General features: G+C 64.5%; 35 protein-coding genes. 17 read left to right on the top strand and 18 right to left on the bottom strand.

From position 1 onward, the window contains the following. Positions 1–25: 25 nt before the first annotated feature. The 14 genes from PKE75_RS14500 to PKE75_RS14435 all read right to left on the bottom strand — a co-directional run bounded on the left by PKE75_RS14500 (position 26) and on the right by PKE75_RS14435 (position 7,707). A complete protein-coding gene (locus tag PKE75_RS14500) occupies positions 26–1,087 on the bottom strand; it encodes a tyrosine-type recombinase/integrase (RefSeq protein WP_271169459.1) in 1,062 nt (353 codons plus the stop codon). Positions 1,088–1,389: 302 nt separating this feature from the next. Continuing rightward, a complete protein-coding gene (locus PKE75_RS14495) occupies positions 1,390–2,025 on the bottom strand; it encodes a hypothetical protein (protein WP_271169458.1) in 636 nt (211 codons plus the stop codon). Beyond that, the gene (locus tag PKE75_RS14490; RefSeq protein WP_271169457.1) at positions 2,022–2,576 is read right to left on the bottom strand and encodes a hypothetical protein; all 555 of its coding nucleotides are present in this window, start codon (positions 2,574–2,576) and stop codon (positions 2,022–2,024) included. Before PKE75_RS14490 ends, PKE75_RS14495 begins: the two co-directional genes overlap by 4 nt. Further along, positions 2,573–2,746 (bottom strand): hypothetical protein, encoded by a 174-nt coding sequence (locus tag PKE75_RS14485; protein WP_271169456.1) that lies wholly within the window; start codon positions 2,744–2,746, stop codon positions 2,573–2,575. Before PKE75_RS14485 ends, PKE75_RS14490 begins: the two co-directional genes overlap by 4 nt. Next, on the bottom strand, positions 2,746–3,276 hold the full coding sequence (locus PKE75_RS14480; protein WP_271169455.1) for a hypothetical protein: 531 nt from the start codon (positions 3,274–3,276) through the stop codon (positions 2,746–2,748). The genes PKE75_RS14485 and PKE75_RS14480 overlap by 1 nt, the downstream gene beginning before the upstream one ends. Continuing rightward, entirely contained in the window at positions 3,273–3,404 is a 132-nt protein-coding gene (locus PKE75_RS14475) for a hypothetical protein (RefSeq protein WP_271169454.1), read from the bottom strand. The genes PKE75_RS14480 and PKE75_RS14475 overlap by 4 nt, the downstream gene beginning before the upstream one ends. Next, a complete protein-coding gene (locus PKE75_RS14470; RefSeq protein ID WP_271169453.1) occupies positions 3,401–3,829 on the bottom strand; it encodes a hypothetical protein in 429 nt (142 codons plus the stop codon). Before PKE75_RS14470 ends, PKE75_RS14475 begins: the two co-directional genes overlap by 4 nt. Continuing rightward, complete coding sequence (locus PKE75_RS14465; protein ID WP_271169452.1) at positions 3,826–4,356, bottom strand: hypothetical protein; 531 nt, start codon at positions 4,354–4,356, stop codon at positions 3,826–3,828. The genes PKE75_RS14470 and PKE75_RS14465 overlap by 4 nt, the downstream gene beginning before the upstream one ends. Next, positions 4,349–5,233 (bottom strand): RecT family recombinase, encoded by an 885-nt coding sequence (locus PKE75_RS14460; protein WP_271169451.1) that lies wholly within the window; start codon positions 5,231–5,233, stop codon positions 4,349–4,351. Before PKE75_RS14460 ends, PKE75_RS14465 begins: the two co-directional genes overlap by 8 nt. Next, on the bottom strand, positions 5,230–6,222 hold the full coding sequence (locus PKE75_RS14455) for a hypothetical protein (RefSeq protein WP_271169450.1): 993 nt from the start codon (positions 6,220–6,222) through the stop codon (positions 5,230–5,232). Before PKE75_RS14455 ends, PKE75_RS14460 begins: the two co-directional genes overlap by 4 nt. Continuing rightward, complete coding sequence (locus PKE75_RS14450) at positions 6,222–6,404, bottom strand: hypothetical protein (protein ID WP_271169449.1); 183 nt, start codon at positions 6,402–6,404, stop codon at positions 6,222–6,224. Before PKE75_RS14450 ends, PKE75_RS14455 begins: the two co-directional genes overlap by 1 nt. A 2-nt stretch (positions 6,405–6,406) precedes the next feature. Beyond that, positions 6,407–6,673, bottom strand: a complete 267-nt coding sequence (locus tag PKE75_RS14445; protein ID WP_271169448.1) for a hypothetical protein — start codon at positions 6,671–6,673, stop codon at positions 6,407–6,409. Next, on the bottom strand, positions 6,673–6,990 hold the full coding sequence (locus tag PKE75_RS14440) for a hypothetical protein (RefSeq protein WP_271169447.1): 318 nt from the start codon (positions 6,988–6,990) through the stop codon (positions 6,673–6,675). The genes PKE75_RS14445 and PKE75_RS14440 overlap by 1 nt, the downstream gene beginning before the upstream one ends. A 288-nt stretch (positions 6,991–7,278) precedes the next feature. After that, on the bottom strand, positions 7,279–7,707 hold the full coding sequence (locus PKE75_RS14435; protein ID WP_271169446.1) for a hypothetical protein: 429 nt from the start codon (positions 7,705–7,707) through the stop codon (positions 7,279–7,281). A 176-nt stretch (positions 7,708–7,883) separates the two neighbouring features. Here PKE75_RS14435 and PKE75_RS14430 point away from each other — a divergent pair, with 176 nt between their 5' ends. Next, positions 7,884–8,387: a hypothetical protein gene (locus PKE75_RS14430; RefSeq protein ID WP_271169445.1), complete on the top strand. Its 504-nt coding sequence runs from the start codon at positions 7,884–7,886 to the stop codon at positions 8,385–8,387. Positions 8,388–8,552: 165 nt separating this feature from the next. On the opposite strand, the gene PKE75_RS14425 is transcribed toward PKE75_RS14430, so the two are convergent. Both PKE75_RS14425 and PKE75_RS14420 read right to left on the bottom strand, forming a co-directional pair. After that, positions 8,553–9,467 (bottom strand): hypothetical protein, encoded by a 915-nt coding sequence (locus PKE75_RS14425; protein WP_271169444.1) that lies wholly within the window; start codon positions 9,465–9,467, stop codon positions 8,553–8,555. A 372-nt stretch (positions 9,468–9,839) separates the two neighbouring features. Beyond that, the gene (locus PKE75_RS14420; protein WP_271169443.1) at positions 9,840–10,577 is read right to left on the bottom strand and encodes an XRE family transcriptional regulator; all 738 of its coding nucleotides are present in this window, start codon (positions 10,575–10,577) and stop codon (positions 9,840–9,842) included. Between the two features lie 51 nt (positions 10,578–10,628). Here PKE75_RS14420 and PKE75_RS14415 point away from each other — a divergent pair, with 51 nt between their 5' ends. The 15 genes from PKE75_RS14415 to PKE75_RS14345 all read left to right on the top strand — a co-directional run bounded on the left by PKE75_RS14415 (position 10,629) and on the right by PKE75_RS14345 (position 20,402). Next, a complete protein-coding gene (locus tag PKE75_RS14415; protein ID WP_271169442.1) occupies positions 10,629–10,859 on the top strand; it encodes a helix-turn-helix domain-containing protein in 231 nt (76 codons plus the stop codon). Positions 10,860–11,346: 487 nt separating this feature from the next. After that, positions 11,347–11,775, top strand: a complete 429-nt coding sequence (locus PKE75_RS14410) for a hypothetical protein (protein WP_271169441.1) — start codon at positions 11,347–11,349, stop codon at positions 11,773–11,775. After that, the gene (locus PKE75_RS14405; protein ID WP_271169440.1) at positions 11,772–11,915 is read left to right on the top strand and encodes a hypothetical protein; all 144 of its coding nucleotides are present in this window, start codon (positions 11,772–11,774) and stop codon (positions 11,913–11,915) included. Before PKE75_RS14410 ends, PKE75_RS14405 begins: the two co-directional genes overlap by 4 nt. Continuing rightward, entirely contained in the window at positions 11,912–12,448 is a 537-nt protein-coding gene (locus tag PKE75_RS14400; RefSeq protein WP_271169439.1) for a winged helix-turn-helix domain-containing protein, read from the top strand. Before PKE75_RS14405 ends, PKE75_RS14400 begins: the two co-directional genes overlap by 4 nt. Continuing rightward, positions 12,445–12,714, top strand: a complete 270-nt coding sequence (locus PKE75_RS14395) for a LexA family protein (RefSeq protein WP_271169438.1) — start codon at positions 12,445–12,447, stop codon at positions 12,712–12,714. Before PKE75_RS14400 ends, PKE75_RS14395 begins: the two co-directional genes overlap by 4 nt. Then, positions 12,711–13,328 carry a TRM11 family methyltransferase gene (locus tag PKE75_RS14390; RefSeq protein ID WP_271169437.1) on the top strand — a complete coding sequence of 206 codons (618 nt, stop codon included), beginning with the start codon at positions 12,711–12,713 and terminating at the stop codon, positions 13,326–13,328. Before PKE75_RS14395 ends, PKE75_RS14390 begins: the two co-directional genes overlap by 4 nt. Position 13,329: 1 nt before the next feature. Further along, positions 13,330–14,079, top strand: coding sequence for a hypothetical protein (locus tag PKE75_RS14385; RefSeq protein ID WP_271169436.1), 750 nt, complete (start codon positions 13,330–13,332; stop codon positions 14,077–14,079). 53 nt (positions 14,080–14,132) lie between these two features. Further along, positions 14,133–14,717, top strand: a complete 585-nt coding sequence (locus PKE75_RS14380) for a hypothetical protein (protein ID WP_271169435.1) — start codon at positions 14,133–14,135, stop codon at positions 14,715–14,717. Continuing rightward, on the top strand, positions 14,714–16,159 hold the full coding sequence (locus PKE75_RS14375) for a DUF4942 domain-containing protein (protein WP_271169434.1): 1,446 nt from the start codon (positions 14,714–14,716) through the stop codon (positions 16,157–16,159). The genes PKE75_RS14380 and PKE75_RS14375 overlap by 4 nt, the downstream gene beginning before the upstream one ends. Further along, a complete protein-coding gene (locus PKE75_RS14370; RefSeq protein ID WP_271169433.1) occupies positions 16,152–16,397 on the top strand; it encodes a hypothetical protein in 246 nt (81 codons plus the stop codon). The genes PKE75_RS14375 and PKE75_RS14370 overlap by 8 nt, the downstream gene beginning before the upstream one ends. Beyond that, positions 16,387–17,880 (top strand): replicative DNA helicase, encoded by a 1,494-nt coding sequence (locus PKE75_RS14365; RefSeq protein WP_271169432.1) that lies wholly within the window; start codon positions 16,387–16,389, stop codon positions 17,878–17,880. The genes PKE75_RS14370 and PKE75_RS14365 overlap by 11 nt, the downstream gene beginning before the upstream one ends. Then, the gene (locus PKE75_RS14360) at positions 17,877–18,806 is read left to right on the top strand and encodes a hypothetical protein (protein WP_271169431.1); all 930 of its coding nucleotides are present in this window, start codon (positions 17,877–17,879) and stop codon (positions 18,804–18,806) included. Before PKE75_RS14365 ends, PKE75_RS14360 begins: the two co-directional genes overlap by 4 nt. A gap of 6 nt (positions 18,807–18,812) precedes the next feature. Further along, positions 18,813–19,217: a hypothetical protein gene (locus PKE75_RS14355; RefSeq protein WP_271169430.1), complete on the top strand. Its 405-nt coding sequence runs from the start codon at positions 18,813–18,815 to the stop codon at positions 19,215–19,217. Between the two features lie 140 nt (positions 19,218–19,357). Then, complete coding sequence (locus PKE75_RS14350) at positions 19,358–19,807, top strand: hypothetical protein (RefSeq protein ID WP_271169429.1); 450 nt, start codon at positions 19,358–19,360, stop codon at positions 19,805–19,807. 61 nt (positions 19,808–19,868) lie between these two features. Then, positions 19,869–20,402 (top strand): hypothetical protein, encoded by a 534-nt coding sequence (locus tag PKE75_RS14345; protein WP_271169428.1) that lies wholly within the window; start codon positions 19,869–19,871, stop codon positions 20,400–20,402. 19 nt (positions 20,403–20,421) lie between these two features. Here PKE75_RS14345 and PKE75_RS14340 read toward each other — a convergent pair whose 3' ends face one another. Next, entirely contained in the window at positions 20,422–20,727 is a 306-nt protein-coding gene (locus PKE75_RS14340; RefSeq protein ID WP_271169427.1) for a helix-turn-helix domain-containing protein, read from the bottom strand. 292 nt (positions 20,728–21,019) lie between these two features. Beyond that, on the bottom strand, positions 21,020–21,271 hold the full coding sequence (locus tag PKE75_RS14335; RefSeq protein WP_271169426.1) for a hypothetical protein: 252 nt from the start codon (positions 21,269–21,271) through the stop codon (positions 21,020–21,022). Between the two features lie 272 nt (positions 21,272–21,543). Here PKE75_RS14335 and PKE75_RS14330 point away from each other — a divergent pair, with 272 nt between their 5' ends. Beyond that, entirely contained in the window at positions 21,544–21,858 is a 315-nt protein-coding gene (locus tag PKE75_RS14330; RefSeq protein WP_271169425.1) for an HNH endonuclease signature motif containing protein, read from the top strand. Positions 21,859–21,953: the final 95 nt, after the last annotated feature.

Here is a 21,953-nt window from a genome sequence, read left to right as displayed (position 1 = left end):
GTTGATTATACAGGAATAATGGCAGCTAGTCCGCTGTCCCTGTAGCGGGAAATGTGCGGGTGGCGGCCTCCTCTTCGTCAAGGAAGGCATAGACGCTTTCCGTAACCTTGATCGAAGAGTGGCCGAGGAGAAGGCTCACCTCCTCCATCGAACGCCGGTCCCTCTGAAGCCAGCGGCATCCCGCCGTCCTGCGGAGATCATGCCACGACAGGTCCGGGATATTGGCCCGCCTGATCGCGCCCTTGAGGCCGCGGTTCATCTGCAGGACCCGATCTCCGTTGTCGTGGCGGATGACGAATTCGGACCGGATGTGCTGTGGCCGCTGTAGCATGAATTGTGCTGACCGCGACGGAAGCGGCACGACGCGAGCGCGTCCGTTCTTCGTCTTCGTCGTGGTCGTGATCATGCCTCGAGCGATGTCCACCTGAGACCAGCGGAGCGAGAACAGCTCCTCACGCCGGAGCCCGGTATCGATCGCAATCGCCATAGCCGCCCGGACCATCGGCGTCGCGGCTTTAAGGAGCGCGATTTCCTCATCCTCGGTAAGGTATCGTCGGTTCGGCGGGGACTCCTTCAGTCCGCGGCGCGCGCGGCGCTTCAAGAACGCCGGCACCGGGTTCTTGCCGTCGTCGAGCCATTCCCAGTCCTCGCACGAGGTCATGACGGAGGACAGGCAAGCGAGGTCTCGACGGATGGTGGGAGCCGAGGCGCCGGCGGAGCGCCGGGCGGTCTCGAAAGCCGACATCTCGGCGCTGCCGATCTCGGTGATGTCCTTCGGGCCAATGTGCAGGTTTAAGTGCACAAGGCTGATGCCGTAGCGCTTCCGCGACGCGGGCTTCAGGCTCGGATAGTGCTCCGCGATGAACTTCTCGCTGGCCTCTTCGAACGTGTACTTGGCGCGGTCGCCCCAGGCTTCAGCGTCGAGCTGCTTCAGCCACTGGCGCATGCGGTCTTTAGCAATTGCGAAATCCGACGTGCGGAGGCTTCGCCGGAACGTTCGTCCGTTACGCTGGGCCCGCGCCCAGTAGGTCTTGCCCCGGAGAAATGGTTTGGCCATGCCGGCACTTCCTTGCGTGAAGATGCCCACCATCGCTCAAAGACGATGCGGTCGAACATCCATTTTCCCCGCGTTCCGCTCGGCTGATAGGCACCGGGGATTCTGCCCGCTGCGGCTTGCCCGATCCAGTGGCGAGGCGTGAAGCCGTAGCGAGAGGCGATCTCGGCCGCGCTCAGCATCGTCGGCTCTCGCTCCGCTGTCGCCGTCATCTCGGCGGTGTCCCGGACTGGAGGGTGGTTAAGCGGGGCGACGCCTTGACCGCTTCTGAGGCTTTTGCGTAGCTTCGCTTAATCTCTGCCCGCTTCTCCGCTGCTGACATGTGCTTGGGGGCGTCAGTCATTTGAGGTGGCCTCCGGCTGGGCGGCCGCGCGAGCGATCGAGAGCAGGACATCTCTGAACTGCGGCGGCGTAGCATTCCTGATGCGTGTCTTGTCCTTGCCGCCCACTGCGGCCATGACGCCTATGCGGCGCGCTTTTTCGTATCCGTAGCGCTCGACGGCATAGGCGGGCAGGCGCTGCGCGGAACGTCCCCAGATCAAAGGAGGCGGCAACATTCCCACCGCGTAGAGCCACGTCGCCTTGCGGGAAAAGTGCCCGTAGTGGCCTTGCTCGACTTGGCACGCCCAGCCGCCGAACCGATCTGCCCGGACCCACCCGGAAGGAGCCGGACGCATGATCCCGAAGTAATCCCACGCGAGGCTGTCCTTAGGGTGCTCCAGCACGCCGCCATAGTTGCGGACGGCGGTCAGCGCCGCTGCGAAGCAGCCCTGATCCTCTCCGACGCGGTACTGCGCCGGCTTTCGAGTGGAGCCTGTTGCGAACCTTCCCCAGCGTTGGCAGGGGGGATGGGCGACGACCGGATGCGGGCCTGCGTAGCGACGCGCGTCGCGCTCTTCATCCCATGGCTCGACGCCAGGAAGACCTGAATACACTCCATCCTTCTCGACGAAGAGCGCGGCGACGCTCACGACTTCTCCCCCGTGGCCGTATGGAGAGCGAGGCGGGGCGACAAGTCTGTCTCTGACCAGCCGTCAGTTCGACCGGACTTAGGAGGCCACTCGTCGCTGGTTTCGATGGAGATGTCTCCGGTGAGGTCATCAGCGCGTATGGTCGCGACATACAATTCCGCGCCGAGCCAATCTAGGTACTCGGGGCACGTTGAGGCCGCCTCGACGGCGTCTCCAATCTGAAAGCGCTGGCGACCTCGCAGCGATCGCTCCAGCTCCGCGATCCGCGCATCCTTCGCCGCCGATGCTGCGCGCTCGTCAGAGAGGGTGGAGCACATCGCGGTGAGCTTCTCCGCCTGCCGCCCGGATTGATCCCGCCACATGTCTCGGTTGCGGCTGGTGCGCTCGATCTCTTTCGCGCTGTCCTTGATCTGGGCCTGAAGGGCTTCGATGAGGTCGGCTGCGTGATCGCAAAAAAAGTCGGAGGGGCGGACATCTATCTGGTAGCGCCGCAGTCTCGCGATCAGCAGCGCAGCCCGATCCTCGGCGGTGAACGTGGGGGCGCCGCTCACTTGTCGAGCTCCCGCAGCTTCTGCTCGTTCAACATCGTGTCGATCGCATCGGCGAACGGGTCGTCGAGCTGGTAGGTCTCCCGGCCGCGCTGGTAGGTCGGCTTGTCGCGCTTCGTCATCGCGGCGGCGAGGCGGAAGATTTCGGCGTCGTCGATTTTGGGGCCGGTCATCACGAGCACCCCTGCGTGTCAGGCGCGGCGAGTGACAGCGCATCAGCCGGCGGCCAGCCCCAGACCTTCATGCGGCGGCCCTGTCTGCCCGTGCGGTTGTCCCGGCCGCCGCCGCCCGCTCGAGCGAGCAACGCCCAGCCGTCGAAGCGGTAGAGGTCGCCGGTGTGCAGCGCCTCGTCTTGGTAACTGACCGCGACCGCGCGGCGGTGGACGGTCGCGATCGCCGGAAAGAGCACCTCGCGCCACAGGCGAAGAACCGGGCGGCATAAGTCGCGCCGTGCCGCGCATAGGCGCACGAGCTCGACACAGTCCACGCGAAGGATTGACGTGCTCCCCACGCGTTCGCGAACGGTCTCGCCTGCTGCGGTCACGGCGACCGGTTCGCCATGGACGAACATGGCGTGGTGAGCCTCAATCGCGTAGCTCGGCCTGGTGTGTGGGCCCATCCGGTGGCCCCATTGCGTCAGCAGGCGGTTGAGCTCGGCTCGGTCAATCGCCTCGATGTGCAAGAGCGGGGGTGCCAGCATCATGAGCACCCCGTCGTCGCGCCGCAGTTCATGCAGGTCAGGCAGGTGCCGGCCCGCTTCATTGCGAACTGCCCGTAGCTGTCGCAGGCGAAGCCGGGGCGGGGGTCGGGCAGGCGCTCGCGGTTCGTCATCGCCTGAATCCCTTCTTCGGAAATGGTCGGCTCGGTATCCGGGAGCGCTTCTCGCGCGGCTCGCCGGCTTCCTTCGCGAGCATCCGCCGGCGCGATTCCTCGACGTCAGCCGAGATGCGACGAACCTTTGCGACGGCATGCTGGTCAGAGCCGGCGCTGGTGACGCGCCGCTCGCCGTGGCGGCCGCAAGTCTTCGCCCGATGGTCGGCCTTCCGCAGTGGTCGGATGAACCGCCAGTCGTTCGCTGCCGGGACGAGGTCGCCGGTCGCTTCGTCGACGACACGGAGTGCGAGCGCCGGGCAATGGTCGAACTCGATCCCCCCGGGCGCCTCGATCTCTGCATCGGTGAAACCGGCGGCGGCGAGCGCAGCCTTGAGCTTCACGCCGAGGGGAATGGCCTTGCGGTGCTCGGTGGCGTTCGTCATGCCGCTTGCCCCGCGGCGCGCTCGAGCTCGCGCGTCCGGACGCCGATCAGCTCGGCGAGGACGTCGAGCACCTTCTGCTTCGACTCCTGGAACTCGGCCTTCTTCATCGCCTTCGTCGATTGCGTCTTTGCGGTGAAGACGGAGACGACGTTCTCGTGGACGAGGACCACGGCGTAGTCGTCGAGCCCCTTTACGAGGGCGCGGACGCGCTGCGCCTCGGCCGCGGTGGCGCATGGCACGGTTCGCTCATCGCGGTAGCCGGCCTTGATCAGCGCCCACTTCCGGAGGTGCTCGGCGGTCGGCCAGCGCTCCGCCATGTCGTCGGGTAGGTTCACCCAAGCGTCGTGCACGGCCGCGAAGTAGTGATTGTGCGTCGCCTGCGATCGCTCTTCCTCGACGACGAGCGGATAGAGCTCGCCGATGATGAAGCGGTTGTCGCAGATCCGCGCGAAGCGCCGCTCGGGGATGAAGGCTTCTCCATCCCAACGGCATCGGATCGGCGGCAGCGCCGCACGGGGCTCAGCCATCGGAGAGCCTCGCCTCGTGCTTGGCGAAGGACTCGCGCACTCTCGCAATGTCGGCTGGGAAGGCATCCTCGCTCTCCAGCGCGATCTCGTGCTCCCAAAGCTCGTTCAGCGCGTCGAGGGTCTTGCAGGCGCTCATGCGCCGCTCGCAGTCGGCGGTCCACGCCTCGGGATCGACCGAGCCCTGCGCATCGAGACGTTCGGGCGCTGGTGACGTCGGCGGCTCGTCCTGCATATTAGGCCGCTGAGGCGATGTCGCTGCGGTGCGGGCTAAGGTTTCGCCGCGTGTTGGCGCCGGCGGGCTCGGTGGGATGAGCTTGGGCTCAGAGCTCGGCGGCGTCGGCGCGGCGGTGCGCTCCCCCTCGTCGGGGTCGACAATGCCTGCGAAGCCGAAGGCGTATCTGGCCGCCTGGATGAGCGCCTTATGGCGGAGCATCCGCCGCGGCCACTGCTTCCACGTTGCCGTCTCGCGCCGGCACTCGACCATGTACTCGGTCGCGGTCGTCGGACGGGCGCGGTCCTTCCGATAGATGCGGCATGTGATGGATACGAGGTTGCCGCTGCCGTCGAGATGATCCTCGAACTCGATACCGTCGCACTGAGGGTGCGAGTTGATCAGGTTCGCCCAGCCATCGACGGAGACGATCGGTTGGATGCCGCCGCCCTGCTTCGGGAACGCATAGATCTCCTTCGTGATGGGGTTGAGGTCGTATTCCCTCGCGACCATCAGGAAGGCAGCGAACTCTTCGTTCGTCGCGTTCTTCGGGACCACCGTCGCGCGGAGCGTGTCGGCGAACGCCTTCGGCTCCATGCTGTAGCGCGAGGCCATGGTCGCGATGAGCGATTGGCGCGGGGCATCGATGGTGGCGACGGCGTTCACGCTGCGCGCTCCTCGGTCTTGCGTCCGGTGCCTGGGATCTCGGCGCCGGCCTTCACGTCGCGGGAGGCGAGACGGCCGATCAGCTCGACGAGATCGGCATGGCGCGCGGCGACGTAGTGCCCGGCTGCCGCAGCGAAATCGGTGACGATCACCTTCGTCTCGGTCCGAAGCGCGATGCGCGCGCCGGTGCGCCCGGCAGTGGCGTTCTTCGCGACCGCGGCTTGGTCGGCTGCGGCGGCCTGGCGCTCCATCTCGGCGATGCGTGCCTGTTCGGCCTCGTCATCGGCGCGCGCGGCGCGGGCGGCGGCATCGGCTTCCTCGCGGATGCGGCGGGCTTCAGCGGCCGCGGCGCTGGCGCGTTCTTCCTCGGCGCGCTTCTGCGCGATCAGGAAGGGCGTCGCGTGACCCTTGAGTTTGGCGGCGAGCGCCTTGGCGTCCTCGACGACCGGCTTCCATTTGGCGTCGACGGCGCGACCGGCTTCGAGGTGGGGCTCCTTCTCGGCGACGCGGCTCTTCTCGGCCTTGGCCGCCAGATCGCCGATGCGCTTCGCCCAGATTGCGGTCTTGTCGACGCCGGCCTGGTCCTCGATCGGCTTGGCGAGGAGCTCGGCGGCCATCTCCTCTTCACCGGCGAGCTCGGCGCGGATGGCGTCGACGGGATCGCCCGAGCCGGAGTTGTGTCCGATGCCGGGCTCCGGCGCCGCGGGCGGCTCATCGGCCCAGCCATCGCCGGCGGCGGCGCGGCGATAGGCTTCCTCGCTGACCGGGTTCCTGCAGCACCAAGTCCACAAATCGATCGCGCTGACCCGCGTTGCGCCCTTCAGGGCGATCCAACCGTCTGGCGAAGCGTCGTCCGCCCAAATCGCGACCGGTTCCCACGGCTGCCCCTTGCGGCGCGTCCGGTAGAATCCGGCGTGCGGAACGCCGTCGCTGATCGGGCCGAAGTTGCCGGCGAGCGCGGCGCGCCACCAATCCCATGACTGCTGCATCACGCGCTCCTGCATTCGCCGACGACGCGGATATCCAGCGGCGGCGTCTTGAGACGATCGGTTCGGTCGGTGCGGTCGATGACGCCGCTTTGCGTCGGCGCGAGCCGGGGCTCGGTCAGGATGACGGCGAGAATGACGCCGGCCGCCGCGAGGATCGCGATGCAGAGGAGGGCGCGGGACATGGTCACGCGACCTCGCGAATGGCCGCGCGCTTGGCGGCGGCGTCACGCAAGCTGGCGTCACGCCGCTCGGCGCGAGCTCGATCCGCGGCGAACTGAGCCTCGGCCTTAGTCCGCGCCTCGTCGGCCGTCCGACCTGTGAAGCGAACGCCGAGCATCTCGATGCTCTCGACGCCGTTCTTGTCGCGGCGCCGGATGACCGGGACGGCGGTGAACTCAACACCGGCAGGCTTCGGGCCATCGACGTGCTGGAAGATCGCGAGATCGAACATCACGCGGCTCCCGGAAAGCGGGGGACAAGCCGTCCGACCGCCGGCGCCGAAGCCAAGCCGTCGGACAGCGCGAGAGACGCAACGTCGCCAAGCTGCTTGAAGGTGTCGGGCTCGGGCCTGAGATCGCCGAGCGCTGCGTCCACCCTTGCGAGGGCGTCGGTCAGCGTCTTCCGCACGTCGTCAAGTCGGAACGCGGCCTCATCGGCGGAGACGGCGCGGGTGGCGACTGCGGCCTCGCCGGTCGCGATCGCGATGCGCTGCAGGCCGCTATAGGCCCGGTAGACGCTCGCCGGCGGGCGGTAGGATACGGCGCTCATCGGCCATCCACCCGCGGGCGAGGATCACGGTAGCCGTCGACCTTGCAGCGCTGGCCGGGCAGCAGGATGGAGGGATGTGCTCGGGGGCGGACTTCCGCGCACCGCGGGCAGTTCACACCGAGCCGTAACCGTAGCTCGCGGCGCTGCTCGCGCATGTCGTTGAACATTTCTCCCATGTCGCTCGTCACCGCTCCCACCCCGCGAGAGGCTTGCAGCCGACGAAGCTGGTGACGGAGAGACGGAAGCCGCGGAGCGCGATGAGGCGGCCGGCGACGAATAAGGTCGCGCTCATGCCGCCACCTGCTGGCGAGCGGCCAAGACCTGCGCGGAGCGGAACGCCTGACGTTCGAGGTCGAGCGACGGCGACGCCGACTGCATGCCGCACGCCTCGCGCACCAGTTCGTCGTAGAGGCAGAGATCGGTATAGCGGCGGAACTGGTCGTGGACCCGATCGCGAACCTGCAGGTCGAGCAGCACCAGCAGCCGGGCGTCCATGTCGAGCAACCGCGCCGCGGTCTGGTTCATCCCGATCAGCCAGTCGGATGAGCCGGAGGCCGTGTAGCTCTCAGCGGCGGCGCGGTGCTCGGCGGCGGTGAGGCCGTCGCGGATGCGGCACGCCGCCATGAGCCGGCACTGCTGGTCGATCTGGAGCAACGCCGCCGCGGTGCGCGCGGGCAAGTCGGTCACATCGATCGGAGGAAAGTCGGGAGAGGGCACTGGCGGCTCCATCGGCCGGGCGGCTTCGATGGAGAAATAATACCGAAACGGTATCTTACGTCAATGCCAGTTTGGTATTTTATTCCAGACGACCTCGCGCGAATCGGGACTCGACTCTTCGCCAATCCCGAGGCAACGATGAGAACAGAAACGGAACATTAAGTGATGAGGTCGTCATGCCGGAGCGGATCGCCGCGCGCTTCAAGCTGCACTTACGCTGCGAGAACTGCCTGAAGGACAGCGTGCAGATCTTCGATGTGCCGGACGTCGTGGACGCCCCGACGAACGTCTCCGAGCTGCTGGAAAGCGGCGCGCTTGAGCACCAGCCCTTCGCCTGTAAGGAGTGCGAAAGCGCGATCGGCATGCTGGTGGGGGTGACGGCAAGCCGTCCCGTCGACGAGCCTGCCACGCCGCCGCGACCCGGCGGCCGGACGACCTATGCCGTGCAGGGGTTTCGGCGCGACAGGGACAAGCGGCTGGTGGCGGACGTCCCGATCCTCGCGACCAGCGAGGCAGCGGCGCGGCGGTGCGCCCAGCGATACGAAGATGCCGGCGGTGGCGCCATCGCGACCGCCCAGGTCACCTACCCGGCGACGGGGGACTACGATCCTCCGGTCGTGCTGGTGCAAACCGGGGCGGTGCCGCAGTCTGCGTTGAACGCGATTCGCTCGGCAGCTTGACCTTACTAACAGAGGCCAGCGCTTCGTCGTGTCTCTTCCCTTACTTTACGCATCGTAGTCGCAATGCGAGCCGCCGCGGCTTCCGCCGCTTCTACCGCAGCGCGCTCAGGGGAACGGGAGCGCCAATTAGGACCAAAAACATCGCCATCTGCTCGGATGCGGACCTTAGTCTCCGTCTTTTTTGGCATCGGCCTTTCTCCTTTGGAGATCTTTTCTATGCAGGAATTCGCCGTTTAATGCAAGATTAAAATAATGCTTTCTTGAAATCCAAATAAATCCATCACTTTTTGTTATAATTGCGACGTCAATCTCCCCGCCGACGGATTCAATGACAGATGCAAATCTACTGCGTAGCGCAGTTAATTCCACAAGTGACTTTGCCATAAATGCCATTTCTTCTTTGGGTAGGGCAGAGATAGTTTCTATAATTGGGTCAACGTAACTTTCCTTCCGGAAGTCCATAAATTCCTTGCCGATACCCTCGATAATCGCCGCGTTTTCTTTGTCTTGAAGAATTCCTTCAACAAGCTGTTGATCTTCGTCGTGGACATAATCTTTAATAATTGAATTGGATTTCTCGCGGAGAACTCTCGAGAAAATTTCTCTGGCAAATATCAAATGGGAGGGGGCGATCCCCTCCATAAATAGATGAGCCATATCCTTTTGAGCAAACGGGATAACTCCGCAGTGGTCTTTGTTTTTATTTACGTCGATCGGCGGTTTCGAATGCCATATACGAGTGAAGCTACCAAGCTTTCCGTCAACGACCAACTGATACATACTCGGAAAAAGCTCATCCTCACCAAAGCCGGCGATGACAACGCCTGTGCTATAGACGGATTCAATCTCTTTAGAAAAATGCGAGTGCGCAAGCTTGCATATTTCTAAGACTTGAGCGTTGTTTGGAACATATCCGAATATATCTTTACTTAAATCCTTTATTCCTGGCTTCAAGTTCTTAATAAAGTCATTTAGTGACGGTGACATTTTAAGTTCTTTAATTCCGGAAATCGCTGCTTCTCTGCCAGAAATGGCCTTCGTGAGAGCCGTTGAAAATTCTTTCTTGCTATTGTACTCCATGTCCAATTCGAGACTTTCGATCACATCAAGTGCGATTGACAGTGCGCTGAGAATTTCTTGTGCGGAGTCCGAAAATTTCTTGCTCCGGACAAACTTGCAAAAATCGTCAACAAGTTCGATAAGTTTTGGAAATGATCTTGTGGCAATGGTTTTGCGGTATTCTTTTACAATAACCTACCACGGTATTCCTAGGAAGTCGCCCGTATTAAATATCATTATTCCGGTATCGTTATTTATTCCGGCAGAGAACAATTTACTCGCATGTTTCCATACTCGCCGGCGACCGATGGTTACGGCGCTATCCGCAGCCAACGCTACGCCTTGTCGATTTATGATCACGACTTCAGCGGTCATGCCCTTCTGCCTCGGCTGCTAAAGAGGAACTTCATTCGTAATGCGCCGCACGAGCGACATCACGCGCACCATCCGCCCGTCGTCAGCCTTCGGATCTCGAGGCACGACGATCGGCTTGTGGCGCGGGTTCGTTGAGCGCGGGTGGAATTCGATCCGGTCGTCGTAGAGCTCGACCTGCTTGACCGACCATTCACGCAGGTGCCCGCCATCGCGGACCTGTTCGACGACGACGACCATGCCGTCGCGGATCGGAACGCGGTTATCGAGATCGTCGAAGTCGATGCCGATGACGCGGTCCCCGGACATGATCGGCCGCGGCTTCAGGTCGTTCATGGAGTCGCCCTCGACGTCGAAGGCTACCTGGCGAGCGTGGGGGAACTTGGCGTCGCGCGGCTCGTAGATCGTGACGCGTTCGAACTCGACGAACTCGCTTTGCTCACGGAAGGCGCCAGCCTCCGTCACCCCGACGACAGGGGTCGGGACAAGGTCGCTTGCGACGAACGATGCCGTGGACGCCTCTGTAGAGCCGTCGTCGAACATCAGCTCTTGAGCCGTCCGCTTTAAATAAGGTGCCAGCCGCTCCGCCCACTGCTTCGTGAACTCGCGCTCGCCCGCTTCCAGGCGTCGGATTTGTGGCTGGCTGGTCCCGGCAAGTTCGGCAAGGCGACTTTGCGTCAGCCCAGCAGCCTCTCTCGCATCCTTTAAAGCGCTCATACCAAATTGGTACTCGGAGCGCTGAATGCGGTCTAAGTCCATTATGGCATAATCGCCTTGCATCGAGAATACCAGTTTGGTATTAGTCGATGCATGACGCTTTCCGGATATCTCGCCAAGACCGGTCTATCGCACTCGGCCTTCGCCGCGCTCATCGGCACGTCCCAGGCTGCCGTGTCGCGATACGTGCTGGGCAAGCGGACGCCGCGGCCTGAGCACATGGCCAGGATCACCGAGGCGACGGGTGGCCAAGTCACGCCAAACGACTTCTTTGGATCGCCGTCGGTGCCGAATTCGAGCCCTGAAAACGGAGTCGCGGCGTGAGCGCCCGGCCGCAGCGGCGAGCTCTGTCGCGCCTCTACGCAAAGATCCCGACCTTCACATGCGTCGAAGGCTGCACGGAGTGCTGTGGCCCGGTCGTCGCTGGTCCGGTGGAACGCGAACGCGCCCCGCTGCTTCATGAGAGCGTCGCGGCGGCTGTCGCTGGCGGGTGTGCGTCGTGTCCCTATGGGGCAGCCGGATCGTGTGAGGTCTACGACGATCGCCCGTTCATCTGCCGGCTCTACGGCACGGTCGAGGATCTTCGCTGCCCGCACGGGCGTCGTCCCGACCGTCTGTTCACCTCGGCGCAGGGCAGGGCCCTCGTTGCCGAGTACCGATCCATTTGCGGTGACGCGCTTGCAGGCGAGTCTCCGTCCCTCTCGGCCGGTTGCAGCCGGCCTTTCGAGGCTCCGCGAGGGGCATCCTCCCTCGACTCCGGCCGCGCGAATGCGGCTGCTTTCTATCCATCGAACGCGCGGGCGTTGGTCCCATGAGCGCGCTCGCAATCCCGTCCGGCTCCTCTGCATCGCCGCGCTCCGCGGCCGGTTCCTCGATGCCCACAGCATTGAGGAGCGACATGAGAAAGTCCGGTCGGATCGTTGGAAAGTTTTCCCGCGGCGTGAGCTGCGATCCGGAGCGCGTCGTCGCGTTCCTGCGGTCGCGCCACCCCACGAAGATGCCCGAGGCCGTCGAGGCTGACACCGGCATTGCAGCGGCCACCGTTCGCAAATGGCCGGCCAGCGCCCCGTCCTTCGCCGCGTTCCTCCGTCTCGTCGGCGCCTATGGGCCCGAGCTGCTGTGCGCCTGCATGGAGGCGCCGCCGGCCTGGCTGGACGATGCCGCGCGCCGTGAGCGCCGCGCGCGCGTCACCGCGCAGATCGCCGATCTCTCCAACCTTCTCGAACAGGACAGCGCATGACCGGCTTCTGGCGGCTCTTCCTGCTGGCCGTTGCTTGGGTGCTCGACACCCTCGCGGCGATTCCGCTGCTTTGGCTCGGCGACTGGTGCGCCCGCGGCGCCGACGCGCTGGAGAGGCGCGCAGGGAAGGGCGGCCGATGAACGCGACCTGTCCTTGCTGTGGCGGGCCCGTCGACACGGTGAAGCTCGAGCTCAATCACGACGAGCGGATCGTTCGGCGTGGAGGCAGCTTCGCTCGGATCGCGCCGCATCCGTTCGCGGTGCTTGAGGCGCTCGTCGAAGCCTACCCCAGGGTCGCTCGCCGGGAATCGATCCACAGCCGTCTCTATGAGATGCGCGCCGATGGCGACGAGCCCGACGTCAGGATCGTCAACGTCTACGTCTGCCACCTTCGCCGGGATCTGAAGCCGCTCGGTCTCACCGTTCTCAGCGTGTGGGGGCAGGGCTACCGTCTCGTCGAGACAGCCTCCGACGGCGAAGGCATCGAGGTCGAAAAGAGCCGCTCTCAGCTCGTTCACGCCGACAGCGACCTTCGACCGGCAGAGCGGATGCGTATGGCGGAGCTCGTCAGCCGCGGCGCCAGCGTCACTACCGTCGCCCGCGAGCTCGGCAAGCCCTACCGCAAGATCATCGCCGAGATGGAGCAGGCCGGCCTGCTTCGGGTGTCGGCATGACGTGCTGCCCGCACTGCGGAAAGCAGATCGCCGCCGATCGTGGCGGCGGCGGGCTCACTCGGCCCCAGGCTGAGGCGCTCGGGTTCATCCGCTCGTTCATATCGGAGCGCTCCTACAGCCCGTCCTATCGCGAGATCGGCGATCACCTCGGGCTCGTCAGCGTCAGTGGCGTCTCACGCATCGTGGGGGAGCTTGAGGACCGCGGAAGAATCCGCCGCATGTCCGGACGCGCCCGCGCGATCGAGATCGTGGGGCAGGGGGCATGAGCGCAGTCGCGAAAGCCGCCCACGTCTGGGAGCGCGACGGCCTCGATTGGTACGTCGAGGAGCGCCGCTGCACGTCGGGCTTGCTGACCGTCGAGCGCTTTGTCGGCGCCGTGTGGGACCCATCGTGCGGCGGCGGCAACATCGTCGAAGAGATGCTCGCCGCCGGCGTCGACGCGGTCGGGACCGACATCAAGCAGCGCGTCCAGCGCTGGTGGTTTCGTGGCGAGCGCGACTTCCTCGCTTTCGAAGGTCAGCCGCTCGCCCAGAACATCGTGATGAACCCGCCTTTCTTCCGCGCGAAGGGGGCTGAGGCTTTCATCCGCAAGGCGCTGAGCCTCGCGACCGGCAAGGTCGTGGCCTTCGTCGACATCAAGTTCCTGGCTGGGGGAGCCCGCGCGCAGGGCCTCTACGCCGATCTGCCGCCGACGCGAGTGTGGGTGATCTCGCCGCGTCCTTCCTGCCCACCCGGCGAATACCTCGCGAACGGCGGCAAGGCCGAGGGCGGGACCGCCGACTGGTGCTGGCTCGTCTGGGATCTGACGGCGCCCCGCGCCGAGACGCAGATCCGATGGCTGCGCTGCACCTCAACCTCATCCGAAGCAGAGGAGGCCTGACATGGCACGTCCGAAGGGCAGCAAGAACAAGCAGAAGAACGTGACTTCCGACGCCGAGAGCAGTGGCGCCGAAGCGCAGGGCGCGGGCCCCGGCCACAACAGCGCGGCCGAGCTGACAGACGACGAGCAGCGCGCTCTCGCCTACCACCACAAGCGCGCCTACTCGACCGCGCTCGCGAAGAAGAAGGAGGCCGACGCCGGCTTCAAGAACGTCGCGAAGCTCGCGAAGGCCGAAGGCGTCTCCGTCGACACGATCAAGCACCTGATCGCGCTGGACAGCGACGAGGGCAGGGCGAAGCTCGAGGCCGACATCCAGGAGCGCATGAAGGCGGCGCGCTGGGCCGGCGTTCCGTTCGGCGCGCAGGTCGATCTCTTCGACCAGCCGGACCGGACCCCGCTCGTCGACAAGGCCTTCGCCCGCGGCGAGACTGCAGCGCTTAACGGCGAGGACTTCCCGACCGACTACGAGCCCGGAAGCGAGCTCGGACAGTCGTGCCTCAGGGGCTGGAACAAGGGCAACGCGTCCATGCTCTCGCTGCTGAAGAAGCGCGAGACCGCGGCGCCGATCCTCGATCGCGTCGAAGCGGACGAGGAAGGCGATGACTCCGGCGAAGAGGGCGGCCTCACCGACGAAGAATTCGACGCCGCGGCGCCGCTTGCGCCGCCGACCGCCTCCGAAGGCGGCGATCCGGAGATGCCGGCGTTCCTTCGGCGCGCTCCCGCTCCTCAGCCCGCAACCGTCGAGGGCTGAGCATGCTTCTCGCGGGCTTCGACATTTCATCCGTCGCCATAGGCTGGTCCCTCATGGACCGCCAAGGGAAGGTCGTCGCTTGCGGCACCTTCAAGCCCGCGGGCATCGACGTGTGGGGGCGCCTCGGGTCCTTCGCTGCATGGCTCGATCGCTTCCTCCGCGAGCACAAGCCGCGCGCGGTGGCGATCGAGGAGCCGCTCCGCAGCGACGCCTCCCGCACGGAGCGCAGCACCATCACCGACCGGAACGGCCGCTCCATCATGAAGGAGCGCAGCGTGTCCATCACGCCGCTGACGACGGCCCGCGCGCTCTACGGCTTCGCCGGCGTCGCCCGGATGATCTGCAGCCTCCAGGGCCTCCCGTGTCGCGAGGTCAACCAGCGCGCCTGGCGCAAGGACTTCATCGGCGTCGCGCAGGCGCCGCGAGAGATTCCAGCCAAACAGCGCACTCACTGGCTCAAGGCGACCGCATTCGCTCAAGCCCAGCGCATCGGCGCAAAGCCCGACAGTCATGACGCCAGCGACGCCGTGGGCGTCTGCTCCTGGCTCTATGGCGAGATCCTCCGCAGCGCCCGCGCAGCGCGGTCCACGCCAGCGCGCCACACCGTCGAGAGCATGTTCCGGAGCGCCGCGGAATGACGGCTCTGATCCGCCGCGTCACCGTCCACGAGATCGTAGCCGAGCGGAACGCCGCATTGGCAGGCTATCAGGCCGCGCACGCCGCGCTGCGAGCCGCCGAGGAGACTTTCCTAGAGGCCCATAAGCACAGCGCTCGCGCGATGGGCGGGACGCGCAATTCATTCAACGACCATCTCGATCGCCCAGGCGCTGAGAAGGTGAAGCTGCATGTCGACGTCGCACCGATTGCAGACTTTATGGATGTCGCCCGCCGCGTCGTCGACGCCGGCGTCTGGGCTCATGTCGTAGAGCTGACCGACCTTCAGCGCCTGATGGACAAGAAGGCCAAGGACGAACTGCGTCAGAGCATGACGCAGAACCCTCCCGAAGTGACGGAAGACAACATCTTCGCGACCGTGGAAAACTTCGCGCTGCAGGCGGACTCGATCTTCAAGCGAGGAATTGCGGAGGCGTTCACGAACCTGGACCGGCGCTTCAAATCGCACGACGGTTGGAAGGTCGGCACGCGCATCATCATGACCCGAGCCTTCAACGAGTTTGGCTCCTGGAATTATTACCGGAACGAGCGCGACACCCTTTTCGACGTAGAGCGAACCTTTCTGGTCCTCGATGGCAAGCCGCCGCTTGCCGGCTATCAAAGCGAGATCGCTGGAGCGATTGAGGCGTCGAGGCGGCGCAGCCTTCAGGCTCACCAGAGCGAGGCTGAGACGGACTACTTCCGGGCCCGGTGTTTCAAGAATGGCAACCTGCACCTTTGGTTCAAACGCGACGACCTAGTTGATCGCGTCAACCGGCTCCTTGGCGAATACTACGGGGCGCCTATCCCTCAAGAGCGATCTTACGAAGATGATGGTGGCCTAAACGACCCCAAGACCTCGCCCGCCGCGCGCGACTTCGCCTTCTATCCGACGCCTGAGGCGGCCGCTGACCGTCTTCTTGACGCCGTGCCCCTCTACCGGCGGCACGACGAACTCGAAGAGCCTTACGTGGTCCTGGAGCCCAGCGCAGGATCTGGCAACCTCGCCCGTCGCCTAGTTGCTAAGGGAGCAGTGGTCGACTGCATCGAGTTCGAAGCCGACCGGGCGGCTCGACTAAGGCAGGCCGGCATTTACCGGAAGATCCAGACAGCCGATTTTCTCCGTGTGGCTCCGGAGCCGGTCTACGACCGCGTCGTCATGAACCCGCCGTTCGATCGCGAGCGGGACATCGACCACGTCATGCACGCGATGAAGTTCTTGAAGCCGACGGGCGCTCTCATCGCGATTATGTCGGCCGGAACTGAGTTCCGAGAGACCAGGAAGTCCGTCGCCTTCCGGGCCCACATGGCCCAGCTCAACGCGACATACCGCGACTTGCCAGCCGGCTCATTCGCTGAGGCCGGAACCTACTGCAATACGCTGATTCTCAAGGTCTGGGCCGACGGGAGGACACACCATGGGTGACCTCCACCCCGTCGACCAAGCCCAGATCGACGCCTCGCAGGCGAAAGTCACGCTCGACGAGATGCTCGATCTCGCGCGGGGAGAAGCTGCGCGGATCGCGATCGTCCAACGGGGACTGATCGACGCCGGTCTCCGAAAGGCGCCTGACGCCGGGCAGATCCGCATCATGGTCGTCCACGAGGCGACAGCGACCCTGATCGAAACCGTCGGACGACGGGGGTTCGGCCATGCTCGATAGCCCGCGTCTCGACGAGGATCGCTTCGCCCCCTTCCCAGAGGACGACGTCGACTTCGCGCAGCCCGACGACGGTCTGAATCCTCGCTCGATCGAGATGGAACAAGCGCTGCTCGGCGCCTGCCTTCAGGATCCGAACGCGCTCGACCGCATCGCCGGCAAGATCGACGAAGACGACTTCTTTGAAGAGGCGCACCGCGTGATCTACGCGGCCATGCGAAAGCGCCGCGACGCCGGCGGGCTGATCGATATCCGGCTGGTCGCCTTGGCGCTCGGCAGCGTTGCTGAGGCCGACCTCGGAGGCATGTCGGTCCATCAATATGTCGCCAGGCTGGCGACCGAGGCGACCACAACCTTCAACGCCCCGGACTATGCAAAGGGCCTCCGTGATCTGGCCGACCGTCGACGGTCCATCTGCGCCGCGCAGACTCTGATCGAGGAGGCGAAGCGAGGCGCTCTCGACCCCCGAGTAATCGTCGAGGCAGCGATCAGCGAGCTTGACGCGATCGCGGTCGCTCGCGAGCCGGCGACCGAGCGCCAGGTTTCGATCGGCGAGGCGGTCGACGCCGCCTACGACAACATGATCGAGGTTCAGGCGGGCAGGGCGAAGCCGGGCATCACGACCGGCGTTCGCGACCTGGACCGCGTGCTCGGCGGCGGGATGCGTTCGGGCGAGGTGTTCATCCTCGCCGGTCGCCCGGGCATGGGCAAGACAACCGTCGCGATGTCCACGCTGATCGCCGCGGCGCGCAACGGCAACGGCTGCTATTTCGCCTCGCTCGAGATGAACGACGTGCAGCTCGGCGAGCGCGCGCTCTCCGCCATGGCTTTCCACCGCGGCAGGCTCATCCCCTACACGATGATCCGGGCAGGCAAGCTCAGCCCGGAGGAAGTCGAGGTTCTCGGCGACACCAGAGGCGCCTTCCGCGATCTCCCGATGCGGATCGAACAGAAGGCTGGCCTCACCATCCAGCAGATCGCGGCGCGCGCCCGGCTTGTGGCCAATCGCTTCGCCAGCCAGGGCAGGAAGCTCGACCTGCTCGTGATCGACCACCTCGGCCTCGTGAAGCCCTCCAGCCGCTACAGCGGCGATCGTTATTCCGAGGTGACCGAGCTTAGCGGGACGCTGAAGGCGCTCGGCAAGGAGCTCGACGTCGCGATGCTGGTTCTCTGCCAGCTCAACCGGCAGGTCGAGGCACGGACCGACAAGCGCCCGCAACTGTCCGACCTCCGGGAGTCAGGCGCCATCGAGCAGGACGCCGACGCCGTGATCTTCGCCTATCGCGAGGCCTACTATCACGAGCAGAAGAAGCCGCCGGAGGAGGGCACCGAGGAGCGTGTCGCGCACTTCGAGCGGCTTGAGCAAATCCAGAACGAGATCGAGCTCATCGTCGCCAAGCAGCGCATGGGCAAGACGGGCCCGGTGAAGGCGTTCTGCTCGGTCGCCTGCAACGTCGTCACCGACGCCGCGCGGGGCCTCTCATGAGCGGCACCGTGTGGAGCAAATTCTATTGGTCGGACTGGGAGTCCGATCCGGCACTTCGGCTCTGCTCGCTCGCCGCGCAGGGCCTTTGGATGCGCATGCTCTGCATCGCTTCAGCACACGACCCGATTGGCTACGTCGCGGTAGCAGGCCGGGGCCTCGATGAAACCGCACTCGCTCGCATGACCGGGTGTTCGGAATCCGAGGCCGCCGCCCTGTTGGGCGAGCTAGACCAAAACGGCGTGTTCTCTCGCGATCGGCAAGGGCGCATCTACTCGCGGCGGATGACAACCGACGCCAAGAAAGCCGCAACGGCGCGAAAAAACGGCAAGAACGGAGGCAATCCAAGTCTCAGAAAACAAAGCGAAAATTCTGCGTCGGATAAGGGGTCGGATAAGTCACCCCTTAAGCCCCAAGAGCCAGAAGCCAGAGACCAGAAGAAAGAAATTCTCCCTTCGGTCGAACAAAGAAACCCGAAGGCTGGAAGGGGCTGCCGGCTGCCCGATGGCTGGAAGCCGTCAGACCCCGGATTGCAATTCGCTCGCGGCCTAGGAGCAAGCGATCGCGAGATCGAACGAGAGCTTTCGACCATGACCGACTGGGCTCTCCAGGCGTCCGGGGACAAGGGCGTGAAGCGAGACTGGGAAGCGTTCTGGCGAAATTGGATCCGCAAAGCCGCGGAGGCTGGCCGGTTCACCGGGACGGCGGCGCCTCAGCTTCGAGCGATCGCCGCGGCGGTTCCTGGGCCCGTCTCCAACGAGCAATGGCTCAAGCGCCTGCAGTGGGCCCGAGAGCGCGAGGACTGGCGGGCGGAGTGGGGCCCCATGCCCGGCCAACCCGGCAGTCTCGTCCCCGACAATCTCATGACCGAGGCATTCCGGATGACATTCGAGGCGATGCTCGCCAGCGATCGCAGGAAGGCGGGATGACGGTCCTTGGCCAAGATCGACGAGATCGCCCGGGCCGCGGGAGTTTATATCCCGCCGACGAAGCAGCGGCGGCGGCCGCGGCAGACTCATGCGCGCGCCGCCCTCACCAGCATCGCCGAGCGACACGGCGACGGGCATCTGCTGTTCGTGCTGCGGACCATCGTGGAGAGCCGAGGAAACGAGTTTTCGCTATGGAGCGAAACAATATTGGCGGTGTCGGATATTGTTCGATCACGGCCAGACTTAGCAGATAAAGGGATGGCGTTCATCGAAGCCTTTGATAAAATATGCCTTGAGGAAGTAAGATTTACGGCGAAGGCTATGCGCATCGGGACTAAACGGTCGGTTATGAAGGTTCTGATACTTGATAAACTGGAGAGAGAAATGGATGATCAGCGGAGGTTGTTCTGATGTGTATAGTTCAGGGGTGCATCAAGCCACCGGCGAATAAGAGTGCGGCTCTTTGTGCGGGCCATCAGCGCAGGCTTGAGCGTTCTGGCGATGTGGACGCCGCGCGCCCGTTGCGACGCCGCGCTCCAAACGGTGAGCCGTTGGCCTGGCTGACCGACAAGCTCCGCGTAGAGACCGACGACTGCATCATCTGGCCATTCGCGAACGACAGGAGCGGTCGCGGAGTCGTCCTCTACCGAGGAAACTACATGGCGCCGTATCGCGCCGCCTGCTTCGAGGTCTTCGGCGACCCGCCGACCCCGGAACATCAGACCGCTCACTCATGCGGCAACGGTCATCTCGCTTGCGTGAACAAGCGGCATCTGCGCTGGGCGACATCCAAGGAAAACAGCGAGGACACGGTCGCCCATGGTCGACAAGTCCGGGGGGAGAGGATCTCCCGCGCCCTGTTGAACCGTGAGCAGGTAATTGAAATCCGAGGATTGCTCGAAGCGCGACAGTGCCGGCAGCAGGACCTTGCGGAGCGCTACGGGGTCTCGAAGCAGCTCATATCCGCCATCCACAACCGGGCCTGCTGGGCTTGGGTATGACGAGGGTCTTGGTCCGGCAGGCTCCCGCCGCCGGTGTCGACGTCATCAAAAGGAGCGCCTCATGACGGACTGGACGTCCGAGCTCGTAAATGCCCGCCTCCTGGAAGCGGCCGACACATGCTGGCGCTCTCCGCGGTCGCGGATGGGCCCGCAAGCTGCCGTCGGCTACTGGCCGGCCTTCATGCACGACTTCGGCGACATGGTCGGATGGGGTGAACAGCGCCAGCGCGAGCACCGCAACTCGTTCTGGAACGACCGCAGTCGGCCGAGCGCCGCCGCGCTATCTCGTGAGGAGGAAATGCGCGATCTTACGAACCAGATGGTCGCGCAAGGCCCGAGGAAGATCCTCTGGGGCTATGCGTTCAGTCTGGTTTCGGGACGACCGTTCGACGCCTGGTGTCGAAAACATGGGTTTGCCCGTGCGAGCGCCTACCGGGCTCTGGAGCTACATCCTCAACGGTTTGCGCGAACGCTCTGCAAGAGCAACGTATTCTTGCGCGCTCCCGACATGGAGCGAGTGAGACAGATCGCGCCCGAACGAGCTATGAAATCGCTAGGTTTGGACGTTCTGCGCATCGAGGCCGAAGCGGCCTGAGCGCGGGGTCCGGAGAGGCTTATTCCTCCCGTCTCGCAATCACCTGCTTTACGACTGAGAGCGTGTCATTCACGTTCTCTAGAATCGGGGCCACCGCCTTCAGGGCATCTGCCTTGAGTCCCGCGGGCATGAACGAGGGGTTATCAGTCTCAGCAGCCCGCCGGAGCGCGACGCGCTCAAGGGCGAGCTCGTGAATCTCCTTGATCTTGGTCTTGCCGGCTTCGACTTCCTGCCACGAGCGAATGTTCATCCCGAGTTGCTCGGCGAGCTCGCGCTGCGTCATCTGAAGGTTCCGGCGAAGCTGAACGATCTCTTCTACGGTCATTGAAGCGACTCCGGTCTGGAGTTATCTTCCTCCCGGGAACCGAGGGGCATTCGCGCCCCCCGGCCCCGGTCAGAAGCCGACGGAGAGGGCTAGTCTCCATCGGCCCCACCGGATTTCGACCTTGAGGTTGATCCTCATGTCGTCCTCCGTTGGGAGAAGTCAGCAGAAGCGCTGACCGGCTGAAATTACGAAAAAACCCCGTAACAGTCAATGCCTGTTACGGGGTTTTTGCGTAAAGTGCATCACTTGCCTTACCCGGTCGTTAGGGTTCATACCGTGCAGTGTGCTCGGTTCAGCGATCCATGGTCCCCCAAAGAGGGTGGAACACCTCGCTTCCACCCGGCTTGGGCGGCGACGTCAAGGCTATGCCCTTAAGTGCGCTGCGCCGGAACGTGGCCTTGATCTGCTCGACAAGCTCGTCGAGCTGCATGCCGTCGTCATGCTCGTGCAATGGGGTCTTGGCCAAGCCCTGCACCCGAGCATCTTCGTCATTGCAGGCCAACTGCGTATAGCCCTCCTTCTGGGCCTCGCCGACAGTCTTCATCGCGTCCTCCCTTTTTCAGGAGCGTAGCATAGGCGTCGCCGAGCTGATCGTCGCTCTCTGCCTTCAGTCAGAGCCCGGCGCCTGCAAGGTGATCCATCGCAAGGAGACCGGCGCTCTTGCCACGTGCGTCGTGATCGAGGATGCGGAGGAGCTCACGCCACCGCCCGGCTATTACCTCGCCCGCTGGACATGCCGATGGAAGAGGTAGCCGAGGGGACATTACAGCGAGAGCTTGGACGATCCGGCCGACGCGTGCCGGGGGATGTGTGAGCATGGCTCTCAAGACGATCCGCCCTCGCATCGCGACCATCGACACACGACGAGTGAAGCCGGCGCCGAAAACCGGCGATCCGCTCTATCACTCGTCGCCCTGGCGCACGCTGCTGAAGCGGATCATGGCGCAGCGCGGCCGGCGCTGTGAGGCCTGCGGCGCGACCGGCGGCGTCATCTACGGCGACCACGTCAGGGAGGTGAGGGACGGCGGCGCCGAACTGGACGCGCGCAACGTGCGTCTGCTCTGCGCGCCGTGCCACGGGAAGAAGACGAGCGCGGCGAGGGCGAGGCGGGCGGCCGAGCGGTTCGATTGAACCTTGGAGGCGCGAGCGGCGCAGAAGTCGGAAGGGCGGAAGCTGCGCTCCCGCCCCACTCGGGTGTTCGGCTTTCAGTCGTGGTGCTCGGGCAT

Origin of the sequence: Hansschlegelia plantiphila (genome assembly GCF_027922265.1) — a bacterium.
GTDB lineage: Bacteria > Pseudomonadota > Alphaproteobacteria > Rhizobiales > Methylopilaceae > Methylopila > Methylopila plantiphila.
The sequence above is the reverse complement of the archived record's forward strand: the minus strand, read 5'-3'. Positions and strand labels throughout refer to the sequence as shown.